This is a genomic window from Acinetobacter sp. TUM15071 (assembly GCF_008980925.1).
Taxonomy (GTDB): Bacteria; Pseudomonadota; Gammaproteobacteria; order Pseudomonadales; family Moraxellaceae; genus Acinetobacter; species Acinetobacter dispersus.
Genome location: NZ_BKGB01000003.1, coordinates 160,305 through 178,941, shown reverse-complemented (window position 1 = coordinate 178,941; position 18,637 = coordinate 160,305). Strand labels below are relative to the sequence as shown.

Here is an 18,637-nt window from a genome sequence, read left to right as displayed (position 1 = left end):
CCCTTTACTTTATAAGGGCAAAACAATCTCGGGTTGATTATGACGGAAGTAGAACAGCAACTTACCCCTCCAACTGAACCAAGACAGCAGCGGCGTATTTTACGAAATATTCTGCTGATTGTACTGATCATTCTTTTATTGTTGGTCAGTTCTCTTGCTGTGATGATGTCAACTGACAAAGGTAGTCGTTTTCTATTAGACCGTGTACTTCAAAGCCAGAAAACCATTAAATACGAATATGAAAGTGGTAATCTGATCTCAGGCATTATCTTAAAAAATGTGTTGGTACGATTGGAAGGAATTGATGTTTCCTTAGACCGCGCCGACGTGTCTTTAGGTTGGAGAGCAATTCTCAAAAAAGAAGTGCATCTTAGTCATGCTGATGTACGTAATCTAAAAATTCTTGATAAGAAACCGCCATCAGGTAAGCCGTTCGGGTTTGATCCAATCAAACTTCCTTTTGTATTGCGAGTCGATGAAGCCAGTCTAGACCATTTGCAACTGCAAACCACCACATCTAAAGTTGATTTCAGCGATATTTATCTAAAAGATGCTTTATGGTCAGAAACCAAATTAAAGTTCAAAGATTCACGCATGAAGATGGAATTTTTGGCAGTAAACAAGGCAACAGGAGAAATGGATTTTAGTGGTAAATATCCACTCAATGCGACTGCCGATCTGATCATTCCATCACTCAAAAGCCTAGATATTGATGTTATTAAAGTTGCGGCCCGAGGTTCTTTAGATACCTTAAAAGTAGGGGTTGCAACACGTACCCCAGACTTACTGACAGGTTGGGCAATTGTGCATCCTGTACGTGAACATGTGCCGATGAATGGTGAGCTGTTCTTTAAAAACTATCACTTACCTTTATTGAAAGATCAAAAGCTATTTGCTAAGGACGGTATTGCGAAATTTAATGGCGATATCCAAAAACTGATTTTAACTTTGGATACAGACCTAAAAGGCGAGCAAGTTCCAGAGGGGCAATACACAGCACAGATGGATACCGATTTAACCCATCAATTAAATATTCGCGAATTTAATGGTCAATTGATGGGTGGTGCAGTGAGTCTACTAGGTTTTGTCAATTGGCATGACCATGTTTCTTGGGACGTAAAAGGTCGCTTAGATCGCCTTGATCCAAAAGATAAGAATGTGCCGCAAATTGCACAAGATTTCTTACCACCGAATTTGGATGCGAGCTTGAGCTCAACAGGTTCAATGGAAAAAGGCTTGGTGCTGAATGCACAACTTGCGTTTGATAAATTTGAAACTTGGGCGGTTAAGCTAAATCAAGCAGAAGAGAAAGACAATAAAGCACAACCGATGCTATTAGATGTCTCTTGGAAAGGGATTGACCGTGCCATGCCGTATATTGGTTGGCTCAGCAGTGAAGAAGGTCATACCAATCTGACCTTAAAAGAAGGTCAGCAAGATATCTATCTCACAACAACGATTCGTCCTCATGAACAAGCGTTATTACCAACAGGAAAATATGATGCGCGTTTAGATGTAAAAGGCGATCTATTAGATGTGGAAAGCTTCCGTTATGAGGCGGGAAAAGGCAGTTTGTCTGGACAGGCCAAAGTTAAGCTACCGACCGAAAAGCAACAACTTTCGTGGCAAGCACAGCTTAAAGCACAGGATTTCAATCCGCAAACCGTAGCTGCGGCAGCGCCTGTAAATTTATTGAATGGGGAAATCAAGGCCACAGGCTTTGCCAAACCAAATCAACAAATTATTCAGCTTGAGCAGATTGATTTAACAGGGCAATTGCCACAAGAAAATAAAACTGAAACGATTGCCCTAAAAGGTAAAAGTACTGCTGCATTGATGTTTAATGATGAAAAAGCAGGTGGTGGATTTAAGAGTTTCGCAGTCAATTATGATGGTTCTTTAAATGCACTCAACCAAGGTAATGGCGTATTAAAAATCAAGGTTGCGGGGACACCTGATTACATTAAGATTAATGAGTTAAATCATGATGGTGTTGCTGGAAAAATCTATGCAACCGGTGCGGTCAATCTCAAAGATAAACTTGGTTGGGATATTGATGCTTCTTTGGTGCGTTTTAAGCCACAGTATTTTGTTTCCAGTGTCAAAGGTGAAGTCTCAGGACGAGTTAAATCGCAAGGTGTATGGTCAGATAAGCTGAAACGTATTGATATTCGTGAGCTTAATGCAGCAGGTTTTATCAATAATAAGCCAATTCGAGGCCGTGGAAATTTAAGCTTGTTGCTGGATTCAAATCAAGAAGGGTTCTTACCACAACAATTTGAAGCCAATAATCTATTCTTTGCTTATGCACAAAACCAGTTGCAAGCAACAGGTAATGCGCAAAATTTACAGATTAAATTGAATGCTCCTGCACTATATGAACTTTATCCAGGCTTACGCGGTCGTGCTTACGGAAGCCTAAATGTACAGTCGAAACCGCGCTTAAAAGCGACGGCGAATATGATGGTCGATAATTTCGCATTTAATGATCTCGTCAGTATCCGTTCATTGCGGGTACAAGGTGAATTACCGACCTCTGAAACGACACCAACACAACTTACCGCAACATTAGATCAACTGCGTAATGGCAATCGTGAAATTGAACATGCAACTGTGAATTTGGCGGGAACACGTAAAGCACATGTGTTAAAAGTAGAAAGTAAAAACCGTCAATCTAACTTTTATGTACAACTTGCGGGTGGTTTTAACCCAAAAAATGATTGGTTAGGACAAGTTCAAAAAGGCAATTTTAAGTCTCGTAATATTAATTTGGTACAAAATCAAAATGCGCCAATTATTTATTCAACTGCACAGACTGAGCTATATGTAGGCCAACATTGTTGGCAGAGTGCAAATAGCCAATTATGTTTGGATCAACCTGCACGTATCAGCAAAGAAAAAGGTAGTTTCTCCTTTATTACCAAAAATCTGGATTTAAAAGATTTTACTGCATTTATGCCTGAAGGCTTGGCTGTGACAGGTCAACTGAATGGTTATGCTAAAGCGTCATGGGCAAAAGGCAGTCATCCAAAAATAGATGCGCGTTTGGTGACACGTAAAGGTGAGATTGGATTGGCTGCAGATGATCCACAAGACCCAGCAACGACGGTCACCTATGACGAGCTAAGCCTTATCGCGAAAAGCATCAACGAAGGTTTATTATTACGTGTGGATGTGAAAACACCAGATATTGGGACAGGTTATGCCAATGTCATTATCAATCCATTCCAAGCCAATATGCCAATGCGCGGTGAGGTGGCGTTTGATGATGTACAACTAAAAGTCTTTAAGCCATTTATTAAAGATGTACGCTCAATGTCAGGGACTTTGGCTTTGGCAGGTAAAATGGATGGGACGTTGACACAACCACAATTTGCAGGTGAGATGCGCTTGAAAAACGGTGCAATTTCAATGATCTCCTTGCCTGTCAATCTCAGTAATATTCAGCTGTATTCATCTATACGACAACAGTCTGCAAGTATTGATGGTGCTTTCAATAGTGGACAAGGTGTAGGGCGCTTAAAAGGTAATTTTGACTGGCAGAATGATCCACATTTAAATCTGACTTTGAAAGGCGATAACTTATTGGTTCGTCAAGCACCAATGATCACGGCAATTGTGGAACCTGACCTGACGTTGGATGTTTATCCATTTAATCAGCGTCTAAGCTTAAAAGGTAAGATTGATGTTCCGCGTGCGCGTATTTCAATGCCGGAAAGCTCCGCTACGGTTGTGAATCTGTCACCAGATGTACGTGTGGTTCAACAAGGACAAGACCTGCTTGCAACATTAAAAGCAGCTAAACCGTGGGATATCCGTGCAGATATGACGGTAACCTTAGGTAATCAAGTGATCTTCCAAGGCTTCGAAAGTACCATTCCATTGGTTGGCCGCTTACATCTATCTCAACGCGGTTTAGAAACAGCAATGCGTGCCAATGGTGCGATTGGTGTCAGTCAAAAAGTGAAGATCGAGGCTTATGGTCAAAGTCTTGATTTGAATCGTGCGATTGCGCGTTTCAACGGACCATTGGCGAACCCGACACTTGATATTGATGCCAATAAACCAGTTCAAGGCAGTATGGTTGGGGTCCGTGTCACAGGTACAGCCACCGTGCCGAATATCCAAATTTATAACGATGCAGGCTTGTCTGAACAAGAAGCACTGAACGCATTACTTACTGGACGTATCAATGAAGGTAATACGGGTTTAAGTAATACAGAGGGCTTTAAATCTGACGTCAATAATACCATTGCTGCTGCAGGTATTAGTATGGGCTTGGGTGGTACACGAGCCTTGACCAATCAGATTGGTCGTACTTTTGGTTTGAGTGGTTTGGCATTGGATGCACAGGGTACAGGTGATGATACGCAGGTGAGTCTGACAGGCTATATCACGCCAGATCTGTTTATTCGTTATGGTATTGGTGTATTTACCCCAGTGAATAAATTGACCTTGCGTTATCAGATGAACCGTCGTTTATATCTGGAAGCAAGTCAGTCTTTAGAACGTGCGATTGACGTATTCTACAACTGGCGTTTCTAACCCTGTTTTAAATTGGGTTTAGAATCAGAAAGAGGAATTATTTCGATGAAATAGTTCCTCTTTTTTTAGGGATGTAACACTGCCTGAAGCTCCAAAAAAACCATTCACATAAAAATTAATGAGAGTGGATGTGTTAATGGACTGAGGTGATTTTAAACAGATTTTATAATGGATGGTTTTAGAAAATAAGAATTGTGATAAAATTAATATAAGTTATTGAGAATTAATGATTTTATGACATTTTTTGGAGAAAATAAATGAAATCTGTCACTTTTGGTCAGCTTTGGGCAGTGCTTGGCTTCGTGCTACTCAGTTTGACACTCCAAGTCAATGCCAAGGAATATTATAAGTGGGTCGATGCCAAAGGCGTTACCACTTATTCAGCAACACCCCAACCTGTACAAAGACAAGAACCACAGCTCGATCCTGTCAAAAAGAATAGCAATACCGCAGTAGCCCAACAGGCAAATGTACAAACTGTAACTGCACCGAAAGAAGCAAAAATCACAACGGTCACGACGACTACCGAAACAACAGTTAAGCCTGTAACTGCGCCCACAAAAGCCACAAGCAACCTCACTGTAGCAAGTGACGTGCTTATCGCTGTGAAAAACTGTAATGGAGTCAGATGTTGGGATATGAAAGGCAAGTCCTATAATCTAGTCGCAGGTACGACATACCTCTCTACCAATGGAGGAAAATGTCAAAAGTTAGGCAATAACATACGCTGTAGCAAATGATTTGTATGTTTTTATTACGGAAAGCACTGTTTTAAAGGCTTCCTTTTGCAAAATCAACAAGTTTCAGTATGATGTGTGCATCAAATTAGCCGCAGTATGATGATGAAAAAAGTTTTGTTTATTGCAATAGGTTTAGTTTTGGCTGGTTGTGCTGAGAAAAAGCCGTTAACCCCTGAAGAACAATGGCATGGCTATTGCGTTAGTGTGGGTAATGCAGCACGTTCGATCACATTAGATCGTCAAAATGGAATTGAGCAAAAACAAGCAACGGAATATGCGGCAAAGATTGAAGACGAAACCACACGTAAATTTATCTCTAAAATTTTGGATACGGTTTATGCAATTCCTGCGGATCAATTGAAAAAAGATCCAGAAGCATTACGTGAAAATTTAAAGAAACAGTTTATGGAAGAATGCTTGGTTACCCCACATGATAAGCTGCCAAACTATAAACTTTTTTAATGTGTATATAAAAAAGACAACACCGTTTGTCTTTTTTTATGAGTGTAATTTATTGTTTTATTAGACTTTAGCCTAAGACCAAAGCGGTATTTCCAAGGGATGAACATTTCGCTATAAAATAATGGGCATCACGTAGAAATACGGTAGTTGCATTAACATTTAACGCGAAGTCTAGTAAAATTTTGCTGTCCACATTACTTGTAAAGCTTGTAGCAAGCTGGAACTTACAAGTAATTTTTTAAAAAAGAGGAATAACACTGTGCTAGAAGCTTACCGCCAACACGTTGAAGAACGTGCCGCACTCGGAGTCCCACCGAAGCCGCTTGATGATGCTCAAACTGCTGAACTCGTAGCCTTATTAAAAAATCCACCAGCAGGTGAAGAAGCTTATTTAGTAGATTTACTAGAAAATCGTGTTCCAGCAGGTGTTGACCAAGCTGCATATGTAAAAGCTGCTTTCTTAGCTGCCGTTGCAAAAGGCGAAGCAACCTCTCCACTCGTATCTAAAGAACGTGCAGTTTACTTACTAGGTACAATGCTTGGTGGTTATAACGTAGCACCACTTGTTGAACTTCTAGACAATGCTGAGCTTGCTGAATTAGCTGCTGAAGCGTTAAAGAAAACACTGCTTGTATTTGATGCGTTCCATGACGTAGCTGACAAAGCAAAAGCAGGCAATGCTGCTGCTAAAGCAGTATTACAATCTTGGGCTGATGCAGAATGGTTCACAAGCCGTGCTGACGTTCCAGAAGAAATCAAAATCACTGTGTTCAAAGTAACAGGTGAGACCAATACGGATGATTTGTCTCCAGCTCAAGACGCTTGGAGCCGTCCAGACATCCCATTACACGCAAACGCAATGTTGAAAAACGAGCGTGATGGCATCAACCCTGAAAAACCAGGTGAAGTTGGTCCATTAAACCAAATCAAAGAATTGATCGCGAAAGGCAACCAAGTTGCTTACGTAGGTGATGTTGTTGGTACGGGTTCTTCTCGTAAATCTGCAACTAACTCTGTACTTTGGTTCTTCGGTGACGAACTTCCACACATTCCAAACAAAAAAGATGGTGGTGTGTGCTTAGGTTCTAAGATTGCACCAATTTTCTTCAACACAATGGAAGATGCAGGTGCATTACCTGTAGAAATCGACGTTGCCAACATGAACATGGGCGACGAAGTTGTATTGAAAATTGATCACGCTGCTGCAAAAGTAACTGCATTCAAAGATGGTGCACAAATTGCAGAAGCTGAGCTTAAAACACCTGTACTTTTAGACGAAGTACGTGCTGGTGGTCGTATTAACTTGATCATCGGTCGTGGTTTGACAACTAAAGCACGTGAAGAATTAGGTCTTGCACCTTCTACATTGTTCCGTACACCTGTACAACCTGCTGACACTGGTAAAGGCTTCACACAAGCTCAGAAGATGGTTGGTCGTGCATGTGGTTTAGCTGAAGGCCAAGGTATCCGTCCGGGTACTTACTGTGAACCTAAGATGACCACTGTTGGTTCTCAAGATACAACAGGTCCTATGACGCGTGATGAGTTAAAAGACTTGGCGTGCTTGGGCTTCTCAGCTGACTTAGTGATGCAGTCTTTCTGTCACACTGCTGCGTATCCAAAACCAGTTGACGTAACAACTCACCATACATTACCTGACTTCATCATGAACCGTGGTGGTGTATCTTTGCGTCCAGGTGACGGTATTATCCACTCTTGGTTAAACCGTATGTTACTTCCAGATACTGTTGGTACTGGTGGTGACTCACATACACGTTTCCCAATCGGTATTTCATTCCCAGCGGGTTCTGGTCTTGTTGCATTCGCAGCTGCGACTGGCGTTATGCCACTGGATATGCCTGAATCTGTACTTGTTAAGTTCAAAGGTAAAATGCAGCCTGGTATCACTTTACGTGACCTTGTACATGCAATTCCTTACTACGCGATTCAAGCGGGTGACTTAACTGTAGAGAAGAAAGGTAAGAAAAACATCTTCTCTGGTCGTATCCTTGAGATCGATTTATCAGAAATGGAAAATGACTTGACTGTTGAACAAGCATTCGAACTTTCTGACGCATCTGCTGAGCGTTCTGCTGCTGGCTGTTCAATCACACTTTCTGAAGAGAAAGTTGCTGAATACTTACGTTCTAACATCACCATGTTGAAGTGGATGATCGCAGAAGGTTATGGCGATGCGCGTACTATGGCGCGTCGTGCTGAAAACATGCAGAAGTGGTTAGACAACCCAAGCCTGTTAAAAGCTGATGCTGATGCTGAATACTTAAAAGTTTACGAAATCGATCTTGCTGACATCAAAGAACCAATTCTTTGCTGCCCGAACGATCCAGATGACGCGAAACTTCTTTCTGACGTTCAAGGTGACAAGATTGATGAAGTATTCATCGGTTCTTGTATGACCAACATCGGTCACTTCCGTGCAGCGGGTCAGTTACTAGACAAAGTACCTGGTGGTTCATTGTCTACTCGTTTATGGTTGGCTCCACCAACTCGTATGGACGAGCATCAATTGATGGAAGAGGGCTTGTATAACATCTATGGCCGTGCTGGTGCACGTACAGAGATGCCAGGCTGTTCATTGTGTATGGGTAACCAAGCACGTGTAGCACCGAATACAACATGTGTATCGACTTCTACACGTAACTTCCCGAACCGTTTAGGTCAAGGTGCAAACGTTTACTTGGCATCTGCTGAGCTTGCATCTGTAGCTGCGGTTCTTGGTAAATTACCAAGCCCAGAAGAATATCAACAGTACGCGTCGCAAATCGACAGCGCTTCTGCTGACATCTACAAATACTTGAACTTCGACAAGATGAGCGAATATACAAAAGAAGCTGATCAAGTTGATACCAAGAAAATCCAAGCTGCTCAATTGACCTAATCTGTTAGTGAGCTAAAAATAAGGGCTGAGTAATCAGCCCTTATTTTTTTGATGCTGTATCTGATTGTTATGCCAGATGTGACTTAACAATTTAGGCAAAATCAATGTATTAAAAATGAAGATTTACTTTTCAGAATAACTTTAATCTGTATTTTTTCTTGGGTAATCTCAAGTTTGCTTCTTTTTTATGCTAATTAAAACATCCATAAATTTTAATTATTCCATGAACAATAAACTTTTGTGTTTATGCACAAGGGCAGTGTCTGCTGTTCTATAACTTAAATATAAAGGGTTTTATTCAATCATATAAAAAGGAGCTAGAAGATGGGGACTTTACCCAAAGCATATGTTAAAGCAGCAACTCTTGTTCTTGCAGGATGCCTATTGGCAGCTTGTAATGACGATGATAAGAAGAAAATGAATTCTGAAATAAAATTGCAAACCACAACAATGGCCTTAACCGCCTTAAGTCAGAGCCTTGTTTGGAAAAATGATCAATGTGATGTGGTATACCGAGATGCGATAGAACAAAATAATAAAGCATTAGCGGCTATGCAAGATTTGAGAGCAACATTAACTACCCAACAAAACAATTTAGCCGCTTTTATTGATCAGCGCATGTTACCTAAACTCACTCAGTTTGGTTCAGAGGCCACTTTTATCCGTGAACGTTGCAATGCACCTGATTATGATGGCACGGGTGTGAGTATGGAGCGTCCAGCAATGCTACGTGAAATGCTGAACGAATGGCAGGGAACCATTGATTTATTAACGAAACAGCTCAATAAGCCGCCACAAATGAATGTATCAATTCAGCCTGCACGTTTAACCAATGTAGAGGTTAATGCAAACAGCGTTGCGGCATTTAAATTTAAAGACTGTTCGGATGGCTTTTGCCCAGAGATGACAGTAATCCCCGCAGGAAGCTATCAAATGGGTGGCACATTGGAAGAGCAGGAAAGAGAAGGCGTGCCTGCACAGGCAAGACCTTATGAATTGCCTCAGCATCAAGTCAATGTCACGAAACCATTTGCCATGGCATCGTATGAAACCACTGTTGGTCAATTTCAGCAATTCCAGAAAGAAACAGGCTGGGAAGTGCAGGGTTGTCGTAGTTGGGAAGTACGTGACGGCGAATATAATATGTGGTACCGCAAGGACTTAAACCCGAGTAATCCAGGATTTGCACAGACTGCCCAAGATCCAGTCGTTTGTGTACGCCGTGAAGATGGTCAGGCTTTTGCGGCATGGCTGTCTGAAAAAACAGGAAAAACCTACCGTTTACCGACTGAGGCTGAATGGGAATATGCAGCACGTGCAGGGACATCTACTGCATTTTATTGGGGCAATGACCCTGAGCGTGATCAAGCCTGCAAATATGCCAATGTTCTAGATGTAAGTACGACAAGCACGGAAACCAATACAGCGACATGGCGAGCATTTAACTGTAACGATGGTTATGCATATACTGCACCTGTAGGCTCATTTTTACCAAATGCCTTTGGACTGTATGACGTGCTCGCCAATGCCCGTGAATGGGTAGATGATTGTTGGCATGCCAATTATCAAGGTGCGCCTGCAACAGCAGTACGGTGGGGCGCTGAAAATAATGGTCTGTGTAACTTCCCCGTATTGCGTGGCGGCGCATGGATTTATAATGTCCATAATGTCCGTACTGCTTATCGCAATGCCTATTATTCGTCTCAGGCACGTTCAACTATGTGGGGTTTCCGTGTAGTTCGGGAAATTTGAGCGAGTAGAAAAACTGAATGTTTAGAAAATCTAATAAGTTGTTTTATTGACTTAATATTTTGATTTATCTAAAAATAAGGGCTGAGTAATCAGCCTTTATTTTTTGAGCAATTAAAATGAAAAACTTTAATGTGTTACAACAAGAATATTTAAAAATACTCTCTAAAGTAGATGAGTCTTTTTTTAATGTAGTGCATGAGTCTAGTAAAGAGAAAGAGGGACTATCTGGTTTATTCCTTGCAAGTGAACCTGATCATTATTGGACAGCTAAAAATAGAATCATGATAGTTGGGGCTGAAACAAGGGGATGGAACATCAAGTTAGACCAAATGTATGATTTAGAGCATTACATTTTTAAATCAATTGAAAAGAATAAGAACTTTTTCCAAAAAATGATGCTTGAAGCCAGAACGAAAAAAATTACCTTTCACGATTTTACTCGGGCAGTTGCCGATAAATCTGGTTCAGAAGGATTAATTTACTGCAACTTATTTTGTTTTGCGTGGAAAGAGAAAAGTCCAATAAAATCAAAATATTTTGATCAAATTAAAAATATTTCATTTGATCTGTTAAAGGCACAAATTGATTACTTTGAACCGAGTGTGATCATATTTGCGAATGGTAGTCAGAATACTATTTATAGAAGAGAGTTATTTGATCCAAAATTCTATTCAGAAGGCAAAGATTACAGTGAAGAAAGCATAGATAAAAACCAACTTTATAAATTTATTTATGATGGCAAATACTTATGTTACAGAATCCAACATCCTTCAACAATTAGAGGAAAAAGAGCAGCCTTTTCTGCAAGGAAGAAGTTATTGGCATTACTTCCTGAATTATAAAATACTAATAAAAATATTTTTTAGTTAGAAAGGCACTTCAAGTGGATTGAAGTGCCTACTTAAATTAAATCACCAATAACCCAACACTTTCCACCAAAGTCCGCCAATCACCACAAAGATGATGATATTGACGACACTCATGACAAAGCCCGCTTTCCACCATTCACCCAGTGTGGTGTAACCTGAACCAAATACCACAGGCGATGTACCTGTTGCATAATGGGTTAGGGTCATCATAATGCTTGAAGCTGCTGCCATCATTAAGGCAAATAACATCGGTGGTGCACCCAACGCCAGTCCCGCTGTATAAAAGGCCGCGAACATGGCAGTAATATGTGCGGTGGTACTGGCAAACATATAATGTGCATACAAATAGGCGAGCATTAACAATAAACAGGCAGGCATCCAACTGAGACCTAAATGACCAATTCCTGTTTCTAACACGCCTGAGAACCATGTGATTAAACCGAGCTTATTTAAATAAGTCGCCATCATTACCAAGGCTGCAAACCAAGTGATGGTATCCCATGCGCTTTTTTGCGTCAGGATATCTTCCCAAGTCAGTACGCCAGTAATTAGCAGTAAGCCCAAACCAATAAAAGCCGTTGTGGTGGGGTCAACCGCCCAAGCTGAACCGAAGATCATGGCAGGGATGCCTGCCCATAACAGCAGTAAAATCCCAAATATGCTAAGCATAATGATTTCATTTTTGCTGACAGGACCCATTTCTTTTAACTTGGTTTTGGCAAACTGAGCCGCATTTGGGGTTTCTTTGACTTCAGGCGGATACATCCAGTACATAATCAATGGCATAATGATCAAGGCAATCAAACCCGGTAATAGCATCGCCAGTGCCCAAGTACTCCAACTCAATGAAATTTCACTATTGGTCGCCTTTGCCACCAGATCAACCACCAAAGGGTTAGGGGCGGTTGCGGTAATAAACATGGCAGAAGTAATCGGGTTGGCTTGGTAATTCACCAAAGCTAAGTATTTCCCCATACGACCTTCGGTGCCTTTGGCAGGGTCAGAGTCATAACTGGTGGAAATTGCACGTACAATCGGGTGAATAATCCCACCACCACGTGCGGTATTACTTGGGGTAACAGGTGCAAGAATCAGTTCAGACAGCACCATGCTATAACCGATACCAATGGTTTTCTTGCCCCAAACCGCAATAAATAAATAGCCTAGTCGCGCACCCAATCCTGTTTTTTGCAAACCTTTAGAGATCATGATCGAAATACCAATCAACCAGATCAGCGGGTTGGCAAAACTGCTGAGCGCATCTTGAATGGCGCCACTTGGGCTATCGTTGGTAACACCTGTCACGGCGACCAATGTAATGGCAATAATCGCAATCGCACCAATCGGCATGGCTTTACCAATAATGGCGGCAATCACACCGACAAACATTGCGAGTAAATGCCATGCATCAGGATCAACACCTGTAGGCACAGGAATGACGAACCAGATAATTAATGCAATAAATAAAGAGATCAGCGTCGGGAGAGCTTTAAATCCCATGTAATTTCCCCTTGTTGTACGGGTTTAATAAAATTTATAGTTCTTTATGAATGAATCGTTAAAGAAAATAACCACTAAGCTTTTATTATCGTTGAAGCGAGCAATAAACTGCAAAGAAAGTTTTGTTGAAACAGCGTTATATAGCGCAATGAAGTGAAGAATGATTTTTTTTAAACGAGAAAATAAGGCTTAAGGTTAAAATCCCTTATTAAATATGAAAGCATCATGCTACATTTTCAGCTTGCTTGATCAAACAATAAGTATGGTATGACTCAATTTTCATGGCAGCAATTAAGACGCTTTGTTTATGACAACTTGCACAATGATGACTATAAAAGTACGGTCAGCACCTGCGTAAACTATCTATTGATTGCCTTGATTATTGGCAACGTTGCTGCGGTTCTGTTGGAGTCCGTCAACGAATTTTATCAACTGTACAAGCCTTATTTCGATATCTTTGAAAATCTCTCGATCATGATTTTTAGTGGTGAATATCTGCTTAGGCTCTGGAGTATTGTTGAGGAGGAGCCACAAGAGGCTGCGTGGAAACAACGGATTCGCTGGATGAAAAGTGGCGGGGCAATTATCGACTTATTGGCGATTTTGCCAGCTTATCTCAATTTCATTGTTCCGATCGATTTGCGTTTCTTACGGGTCTTACGTTTGGTTCGTCTACTCAAGCTAACCCGATATTTTGTTTCCCTGCAAATTTTATTGCGCGTTATTCAACGCGAAAAGGGCTCATTCCAAGCGGTTATTTTTATCTTGGTCATTATGATTGTAATGACGGCATCAGCGATTTATGTGGTTGAGAATAAAGCTCAGCCTGAGGCGTTTAGTTCAATACCACAATCGATGTGGTGGGCAGTGGTCACCTTAACCACGGTTGGTTATGGCGATGTAACACCAGTAACTAACTTGGGGCGGATACTTGGTGCATTTATTACTATTCTTGGGGTCGGTATTGCCGCTTTACCTGCGGGTATTTTGGCTTCTGGCCTTGCCAATGAATTAAATATGCGTAATCAGCGATTGGAACAGGAATTTAGAGAAGTATTACAGGCCAAAGGTTTGGACCTACTGCATGATCAAGTGGAAATTGAACGAATTCGTAAAAAGGTCGGTTTGCCCAAAGAGCAGACCCATGAAATTATTATGCAACTGGTCAGGGAAAAGCTGCTTGAAGATCAGGAGCAGGAAAAGAAGCAGTACCGTTTTTGTCCGCATTGCGGTGAAAAGCTTTCAGAATAATTTGAAATTTATTATAAAAATGTAGCCTAAGGCTTAAGTATAATTTCGCCTTGCTTAGTAATTTATCCTCATTAGACGACACTCAATTTGGCTCTAAAGCTCGGTAACACTGAGACTTAGAGCTTTTCTATTGAAAATTAAAAGTCCACTTCATTAAGTTGTGCTTCACATAAGCAGTCTTTCATTTAAAAAAGTTAACAATAATCTTTATCATTTGTGATAGTTTCTTGTTTAATGTTTTGTAATTTTTAAGCTTATTTTAAGTTTACGCAACTGATGAAGTTCTCCCGACATGATTAAGCGGCGTTATCTAATTTTATTATTGCTTCCACTGGCATTTATTTCTTTATTTGTCGGTGTAGGAGACATGAGCCTTGATGGTTTGTGGGCAGGCAATCCACACGACTGGCAATTGTTCTGGACCAGCCGTTTACCACGTCTCATGGCAATTATTGTGGCAGGTGCGGGCCTGAGTGTCTGTGGCTTGATTATGCAATCACTTAGCCGCAATCGTTTTGTTTCTCCAACCACAGCAGGTTTGTATGACTGTGCACGTTTAGGCGTACTGGTTTCGATTATCTTGCTGCCGAGTGCTTCAATTTTTGTGAAAACTGGTTTTGCCATAACTGTGACCCTGATCGGGGCAATGGCCTTTATGAGCATTTTGGCGACCCTTAAACATCGAGATACCGTCTTTGTTCCACTGGTGGGAATGATTTTTGGCAGTATTATCTCAGCCTTTACCACTTTCATTGCCTTGCAAATGGATCTATTGCAGAACTTGGCAGGGTGGTTACAAGGTGACTTTTCCACCATTTTAAATGGCCAATATGAACTGATCTATCTCAGTGTTCCTGTCTTGATTCTGATCTATATCTTTGCCAATCGTTTTGTTTTGGCAGGCTTGGGACAGGATTTTGCCACCAATCTTGGACTGAATTATAAACAGACCTTATTTCTTGGCTTGTTATTGGTCTCGGTGATTACAGGTGTGGTGATTGTGACCGTTGGCGCGATTCCTTTTCTTGGGCTGATCGTACCGAATTTGGTCAGCTTATATCTAGGCGACAATATCCGTCGAACCTTATCACATACTGCACTCCTCGGTGCTTTGCTGGTATTGCTCTGTGATGTATTTGGCAGAGTGGTGATCTACCCCTATGAGGTGTCGGTGAGTCTGATTATGGGTGTGGTGGGAAGTGTAATTTTCCTGTGGTTATTACTCAGGAGATATCGTTATGCCACATAAAACCAAGCTCATTGTTTTAGCCTTTTTAGTCATCCTCAGCATTGCTTTGTATTTGGGTTGGAATTTGGGTGTAGCTTGGCAATATGCACTCGGTCTACGCATGAAAACTGTTGCTGCGATCATCGTCGCAGGTGTTGCTGTAGGTGTGTCGACCTTGGTGTTTCATACCATTGTCAATAATCGAGTCGTGACACCACAAGCTTTAGGGCTAGATAAATTATATGAATTGTCTAAGACGGCAATTATTTACTTCTTTGGTGCCACGACCTTATTGTCACTTAACTTTGTGACAGACTATCTGATCAGTCTGCTGCTCATGGTGACTTTTGCCTTACTACTGTATCGGTTTATTTTCCAAAAAGTTGCGCAGCAAAATATTTACTTCCTGCTGTTGGTAGGGCTGATCTGTTCGACTTTATTCGACAACATGACCACCTTCTTTCAGGTCTTACTTGATCCTGACGAATTCCAGATCGCAGCCTATGCAGGTTTTGCCAGTTTCAATGTGGTGAAAATGGAAACGGTGGGACTATCTTTACTGACCATTGTACCGATTCTGCTATACAGCCTTAAACACTACCACAAGCTCGATGTGATGGCCTTGGGACGAGATCATGCTTTGAACTTAGGTCTGAATTATGACAAGACCAGTCGTTTGCTTCTCATCCTTGTGGTGCTGGCACTTGCTTCTGCTACAGCCCTAGCGGGTCCAATGATGTTCCTTGGCCTGTTGGTTCTCAACATTACCCTTGAGTTGTTCAAGACCCATCAACATCACATCTTATTAATCGGCATTATTCTGGTCAGTATCCTGTGTTTGATGGTTGGGCAATTCGTGGTGCTGCATGTATTGAATTTAAAAACCACATTGAGTGTGATCATTAATTTTGTCGGTGGAATTTATTTCTTCTGGATATTACTGAAGGAAAATAAAAAATGGCAATAGAGCTAAAGAATTTAAGCAAAAGCTATCAGCAGCAACAGGTGGTGCATGGGCTTTCACTGAGCATTGCCAAAGGTCAGTTTACGGCTTTTATTGGCCCGAATGGCGCGGGGAAAAGTACTGTGCTTTCGATCATGAGTCGTTTAATTGACGCAGATCAAGGGCAGGTTTTGCTGGATGGGCAGGATTTACGCCAAATGAAGAGTGCTGATATTGCGAAAAAGCTGGCGATTTTAAAACAGTCTAACCATACCGAGTTGCGGCTCAGTATTGAAGATTTGGTGGCATTTGGTCGTTTTCCTTATTCTCAAGGTCGCCTAACGCAGCAAGACCATGATGTGATTGATCGCTCGATTGCCTATATGGATTTAGAGGCATTACGCCATCGTCAAATTAGTGAATTATCGGGTGGCCAGCGTCAACGTGCTTATATCGCCATGATTTTGGCACAAGACACCGATTATATCTTGCTGGATGAGCCGTTGAATAATCTGGACATGAAACATTCTTCGCAGATTATGAAGGTGTTAAAAGACTTAGCTGAGAATCACGGTAAGTCAATCATTGTAGTGATTCATGACATCAATTTTGCCTCGGTCTATGCCGATCACATCATTGCCATGAAAGAAGGGCAATTGGTCTACCAAGGTCATCCACAGCAGATGATGGATGAACGCATTCTCAACGATATTTTTGATTTTCATATCCCGATTCAACAGGTTCAACAGCACAAATTAGGTTTGTATTTTATTAGTTAGGAGTTCGTTATGCTTTTCAAAAAAACATTGCCAGTCATGATGCTGAGTGTGGTCTTGGCTGCATGTAGTAATTCCGAAGCACCTTCGGCAAAACAGGATGCAAATGCTGCTACGACACAGGATAGTTTGAGCTTTAACAGCAAGGCTGGTCAGATCACGGTTCCTGCAAACTTGTCTCGTATTGCAGTACTGGATACCAATGCCCTGAATACCATTCATGCTTTGGGTGCGAGTGATAAAGTGGTTGCTTTGCCAAAAGGCACACCATTACCGAAAGTTTTGCAAGATTTTAATGAGGGTAAATATCTAGATGTAGGTACAGTTAAAGAGCCGAATCTGGAAAAAATTGCGGCTAGTCAGCCTGAGCTGATTCTCATGAGTGGACGCATGGAAAATTTGCTTGATCCAATCAAACAGATTGCGCCAACTTATTTTGTCGATGTGGACTATAACGATCAGTTTAATTCTTTTAAACAGCAAACCCTGAATATTGCCGAGATGGTTGGTAAAAAACAGGATGCTGAGCAGCAGTTGCAAACCCTAGAAAAAGACATTAACGCATTAAAAGCCAAAACCAAAGGTAAAACAGCATTAGTGATCTTGGTGAATAACAGCAAAATTGCAGCGTATGGCCCAGGCTCACGTTTCGGTAATATTCATGACTTATATGGTTTTACCCCTGCAGATCCTTCAATCAAAGTGGGCTTGCACGGCATGGCGGTGTCGCATGAATTTATCGCTCAGAAAAATCCAGACTATCTGTTTGTGATCGACCGCGGAGCAGCGATTACTGAAAATCAGCAAGGTGCAAAACAGGTCTTGAATAATAAGATTATCAATCAGACCAAAGCAGCGCAAAATGGCAATATTGTTTATCTAGATTCAAGTAACTGGTATTTGATGAACAATGGTCTGGATGGCATGAAGGCAATGCTGAAAGAAGTGGCAGATGCCGTGAAATAAAAATTTAATCTGCTAATTTTATAACAAAAACCCGAAGGAGTTCCTTTGGGTTTTTTATATGATGTAATGAAATAAATCACTACTTTTATAACATCATGCGTATTTCTTTATTGTATTTGGGCACGGCGATTTTAGCCATTTTGCTGCTAATTTCTGGGATTCAACCTTTCGATTGGACCACGTGGTGGCTTGAAGTAATACCTGTATTGATCGTGGTCCCATTATTATTTGCCACTTATAAAGCTTTTCCGCTCAGCCCTCTGTTATATGGACTTATTTTCTTACATGCCATTGTGCTGATTGTAGGTGGGGCATATAGCTATGCACGCGTGCCGTTGGGTTTTGAGATGGCACAATGGTTTGGTTTAGAACGTAATCCTTATGACAAAATTGGACATTTTATGCAGGGCTTTGTACCTGCCATAGCTGCGCGTGAAATCCTGATTCGTAATCATATTTTAAGCAAAGGCAAAATGCTCAGTTTCATTGTGATCTGTATTGTGTTGGCAATTAGTGCCAGCTATGAATTGATTGAATGGGCGGCAGCATTGTCTTTGGGGCAAGGAGCAGAAGAGTTTTTGGGTACACAAGGGGATGAGTGGGATACCCAATCAGATATGTTTTTTGCCCTGATTGGATCGATCATAGCCTTATTGTTATTCTCTCGATGGCATGATCGACAAATTGCAAAGTTAATGGCTTAATT

13 protein-coding genes are annotated in these 18,637 nt (G+C 41.2%); 12 read left to right on the top strand and 1 reads right to left on the bottom strand.

All coding sequences use genetic code 11. The annotated features are described in order from the left end of the window. Positions 1-39: 39 nt before the first annotated feature. From GBI66_RS04300 to GBI66_RS04275, 6 genes are all read left to right on the top strand, one after another. A complete protein-coding gene (locus GBI66_RS04300) occupies positions 40-4,545 on the top strand; it encodes a translocation/assembly module TamB domain-containing protein (protein ID WP_151715272.1) in 4,506 nt (1,501 codons plus the stop codon). A 257-nt stretch (positions 4,546-4,802) separates the two neighbouring features. Beyond that, a complete protein-coding gene (locus GBI66_RS04295; RefSeq protein ID WP_151715271.1) occupies positions 4,803-5,285 on the top strand; it encodes a DUF4124 domain-containing protein in 483 nt (160 codons plus the stop codon). Between the two features lie 102 nt (positions 5,286-5,387). Further along, on the top strand, positions 5,388-5,747 hold the full coding sequence (locus tag GBI66_RS04290) for a hypothetical protein (protein ID WP_151715339.1): 360 nt from the start codon (positions 5,388-5,390) through the stop codon (positions 5,745-5,747). A gap of 259 nt (positions 5,748-6,006) precedes the next feature. Continuing rightward, complete coding sequence (locus GBI66_RS04285; RefSeq protein ID WP_005187778.1) at positions 6,007-8,646, top strand: bifunctional aconitate hydratase 2/2-methylisocitrate dehydratase; 2,640 nt, start codon at positions 6,007-6,009, stop codon at positions 8,644-8,646. Between the two features lie 324 nt (positions 8,647-8,970). Further along, the gene (locus GBI66_RS04280) at positions 8,971-10,398 is read left to right on the top strand and encodes a formylglycine-generating enzyme family protein (RefSeq protein ID WP_151715270.1); all 1,428 of its coding nucleotides are present in this window, start codon (positions 8,971-8,973) and stop codon (positions 10,396-10,398) included. A 116-nt stretch (positions 10,399-10,514) separates the two neighbouring features. Beyond that, positions 10,515-11,240: a hypothetical protein gene (locus GBI66_RS04275; RefSeq protein WP_151715269.1), complete on the top strand. Its 726-nt coding sequence runs from the start codon at positions 10,515-10,517 to the stop codon at positions 11,238-11,240. 69 nt (positions 11,241-11,309) lie between these two features. Here GBI66_RS04275 and GBI66_RS04270 read toward each other — a convergent pair whose 3' ends face one another. Further along, positions 11,310-12,767 carry a DASS family sodium-coupled anion symporter gene (locus GBI66_RS04270; RefSeq protein WP_151715268.1) on the bottom strand — a complete coding sequence of 486 codons (1,458 nt, stop codon included), beginning with the start codon at positions 12,765-12,767 and terminating at the stop codon, positions 11,310-11,312. 267 nt (positions 12,768-13,034) lie between these two features. Here GBI66_RS04270 and GBI66_RS04265 point away from each other — a divergent pair, with 267 nt between their 5' ends. From GBI66_RS04265 to GBI66_RS04240, 6 genes are all read left to right on the top strand, one after another. Beyond that, entirely contained in the window at positions 13,035-14,018 is a 984-nt protein-coding gene (locus GBI66_RS04265; protein ID WP_101236449.1) for an ion transporter, read from the top strand. A gap of 292 nt (positions 14,019-14,310) precedes the next feature. Continuing rightward, positions 14,311-15,267 (top strand): ABC transporter permease, encoded by a 957-nt coding sequence (locus GBI66_RS04260; RefSeq protein ID WP_151715267.1) that lies wholly within the window; start codon positions 14,311-14,313, stop codon positions 15,265-15,267. Continuing rightward, positions 15,257-16,213, top strand: coding sequence for an iron chelate uptake ABC transporter family permease subunit (locus GBI66_RS04255; RefSeq protein ID WP_151715266.1), 957 nt, complete (start codon positions 15,257-15,259; stop codon positions 16,211-16,213). The genes GBI66_RS04260 and GBI66_RS04255 overlap by 11 nt, the downstream gene beginning before the upstream one ends. Continuing rightward, entirely contained in the window at positions 16,204-16,968 is a 765-nt protein-coding gene (locus tag GBI66_RS04250) for an ABC transporter ATP-binding protein (protein ID WP_151715265.1), read from the top strand. The genes GBI66_RS04255 and GBI66_RS04250 overlap by 10 nt, the downstream gene beginning before the upstream one ends. Before the next feature lie 9 nt (positions 16,969-16,977). After that, on the top strand, positions 16,978-17,931 hold the full coding sequence (locus GBI66_RS04245; RefSeq protein WP_151715264.1) for a siderophore ABC transporter substrate-binding protein: 954 nt from the start codon (positions 16,978-16,980) through the stop codon (positions 17,929-17,931). A 95-nt stretch (positions 17,932-18,026) separates the two neighbouring features. Next, positions 18,027-18,635, top strand: coding sequence for a DUF2238 domain-containing protein (locus GBI66_RS04240; protein WP_151715263.1), 609 nt, complete (start codon positions 18,027-18,029; stop codon positions 18,633-18,635). Positions 18,636-18,637: the final 2 nt, after the last annotated feature.

Bases quoted from the DNA above. Each gene is read 5' to 3' on its own strand.
- GBI66_RS04300 (WP_151715272.1), top strand. From the start codon at position 40: ATGACGGAAGTAGAACAGCAACTTACCCCTCCAACTGAACCAAGACAG.
- GBI66_RS04295 (WP_151715271.1), top strand. From the start codon at position 4,803: ATGAAATCTGTCACTTTTGGTCAGCTTTGGGCAGTGCTTGGCTTCGTG.
- GBI66_RS04290 (WP_151715339.1), top strand. From the start codon at position 5,388: ATGAAAAAAGTTTTGTTTATTGCAATAGGTTTAGTTTTGGCTGGTTGT.
- GBI66_RS04280 (WP_151715270.1), top strand. From the start codon at position 8,971: ATGGGGACTTTACCCAAAGCATATGTTAAAGCAGCAACTCTTGTTCTT.
- GBI66_RS04275 (WP_151715269.1), top strand. From the start codon at position 10,515: ATGAAAAACTTTAATGTGTTACAACAAGAATATTTAAAAATACTCTCT.
- GBI66_RS04270 (WP_151715268.1), bottom strand. From the start codon at position 12,767: ATGGGATTTAAAGCTCTCCCGACGCTGATCTCTTTATTTATTGCATTA.
- GBI66_RS04265 (WP_101236449.1), top strand. From the start codon at position 13,035: ATGACTCAATTTTCATGGCAGCAATTAAGACGCTTTGTTTATGACAAC.
- GBI66_RS04260 (WP_151715267.1), top strand. From the start codon at position 14,311: ATGATTAAGCGGCGTTATCTAATTTTATTATTGCTTCCACTGGCATTT.
- GBI66_RS04255 (WP_151715266.1), top strand. From the start codon at position 15,257: ATGCCACATAAAACCAAGCTCATTGTTTTAGCCTTTTTAGTCATCCTC.
- GBI66_RS04250 (WP_151715265.1), top strand. From the start codon at position 16,204: ATGGCAATAGAGCTAAAGAATTTAAGCAAAAGCTATCAGCAGCAACAG.
- GBI66_RS04245 (WP_151715264.1), top strand. From the start codon at position 16,978: ATGCTTTTCAAAAAAACATTGCCAGTCATGATGCTGAGTGTGGTCTTG.
- GBI66_RS04240 (WP_151715263.1), top strand. From the start codon at position 18,027: ATGCGTATTTCTTTATTGTATTTGGGCACGGCGATTTTAGCCATTTTG.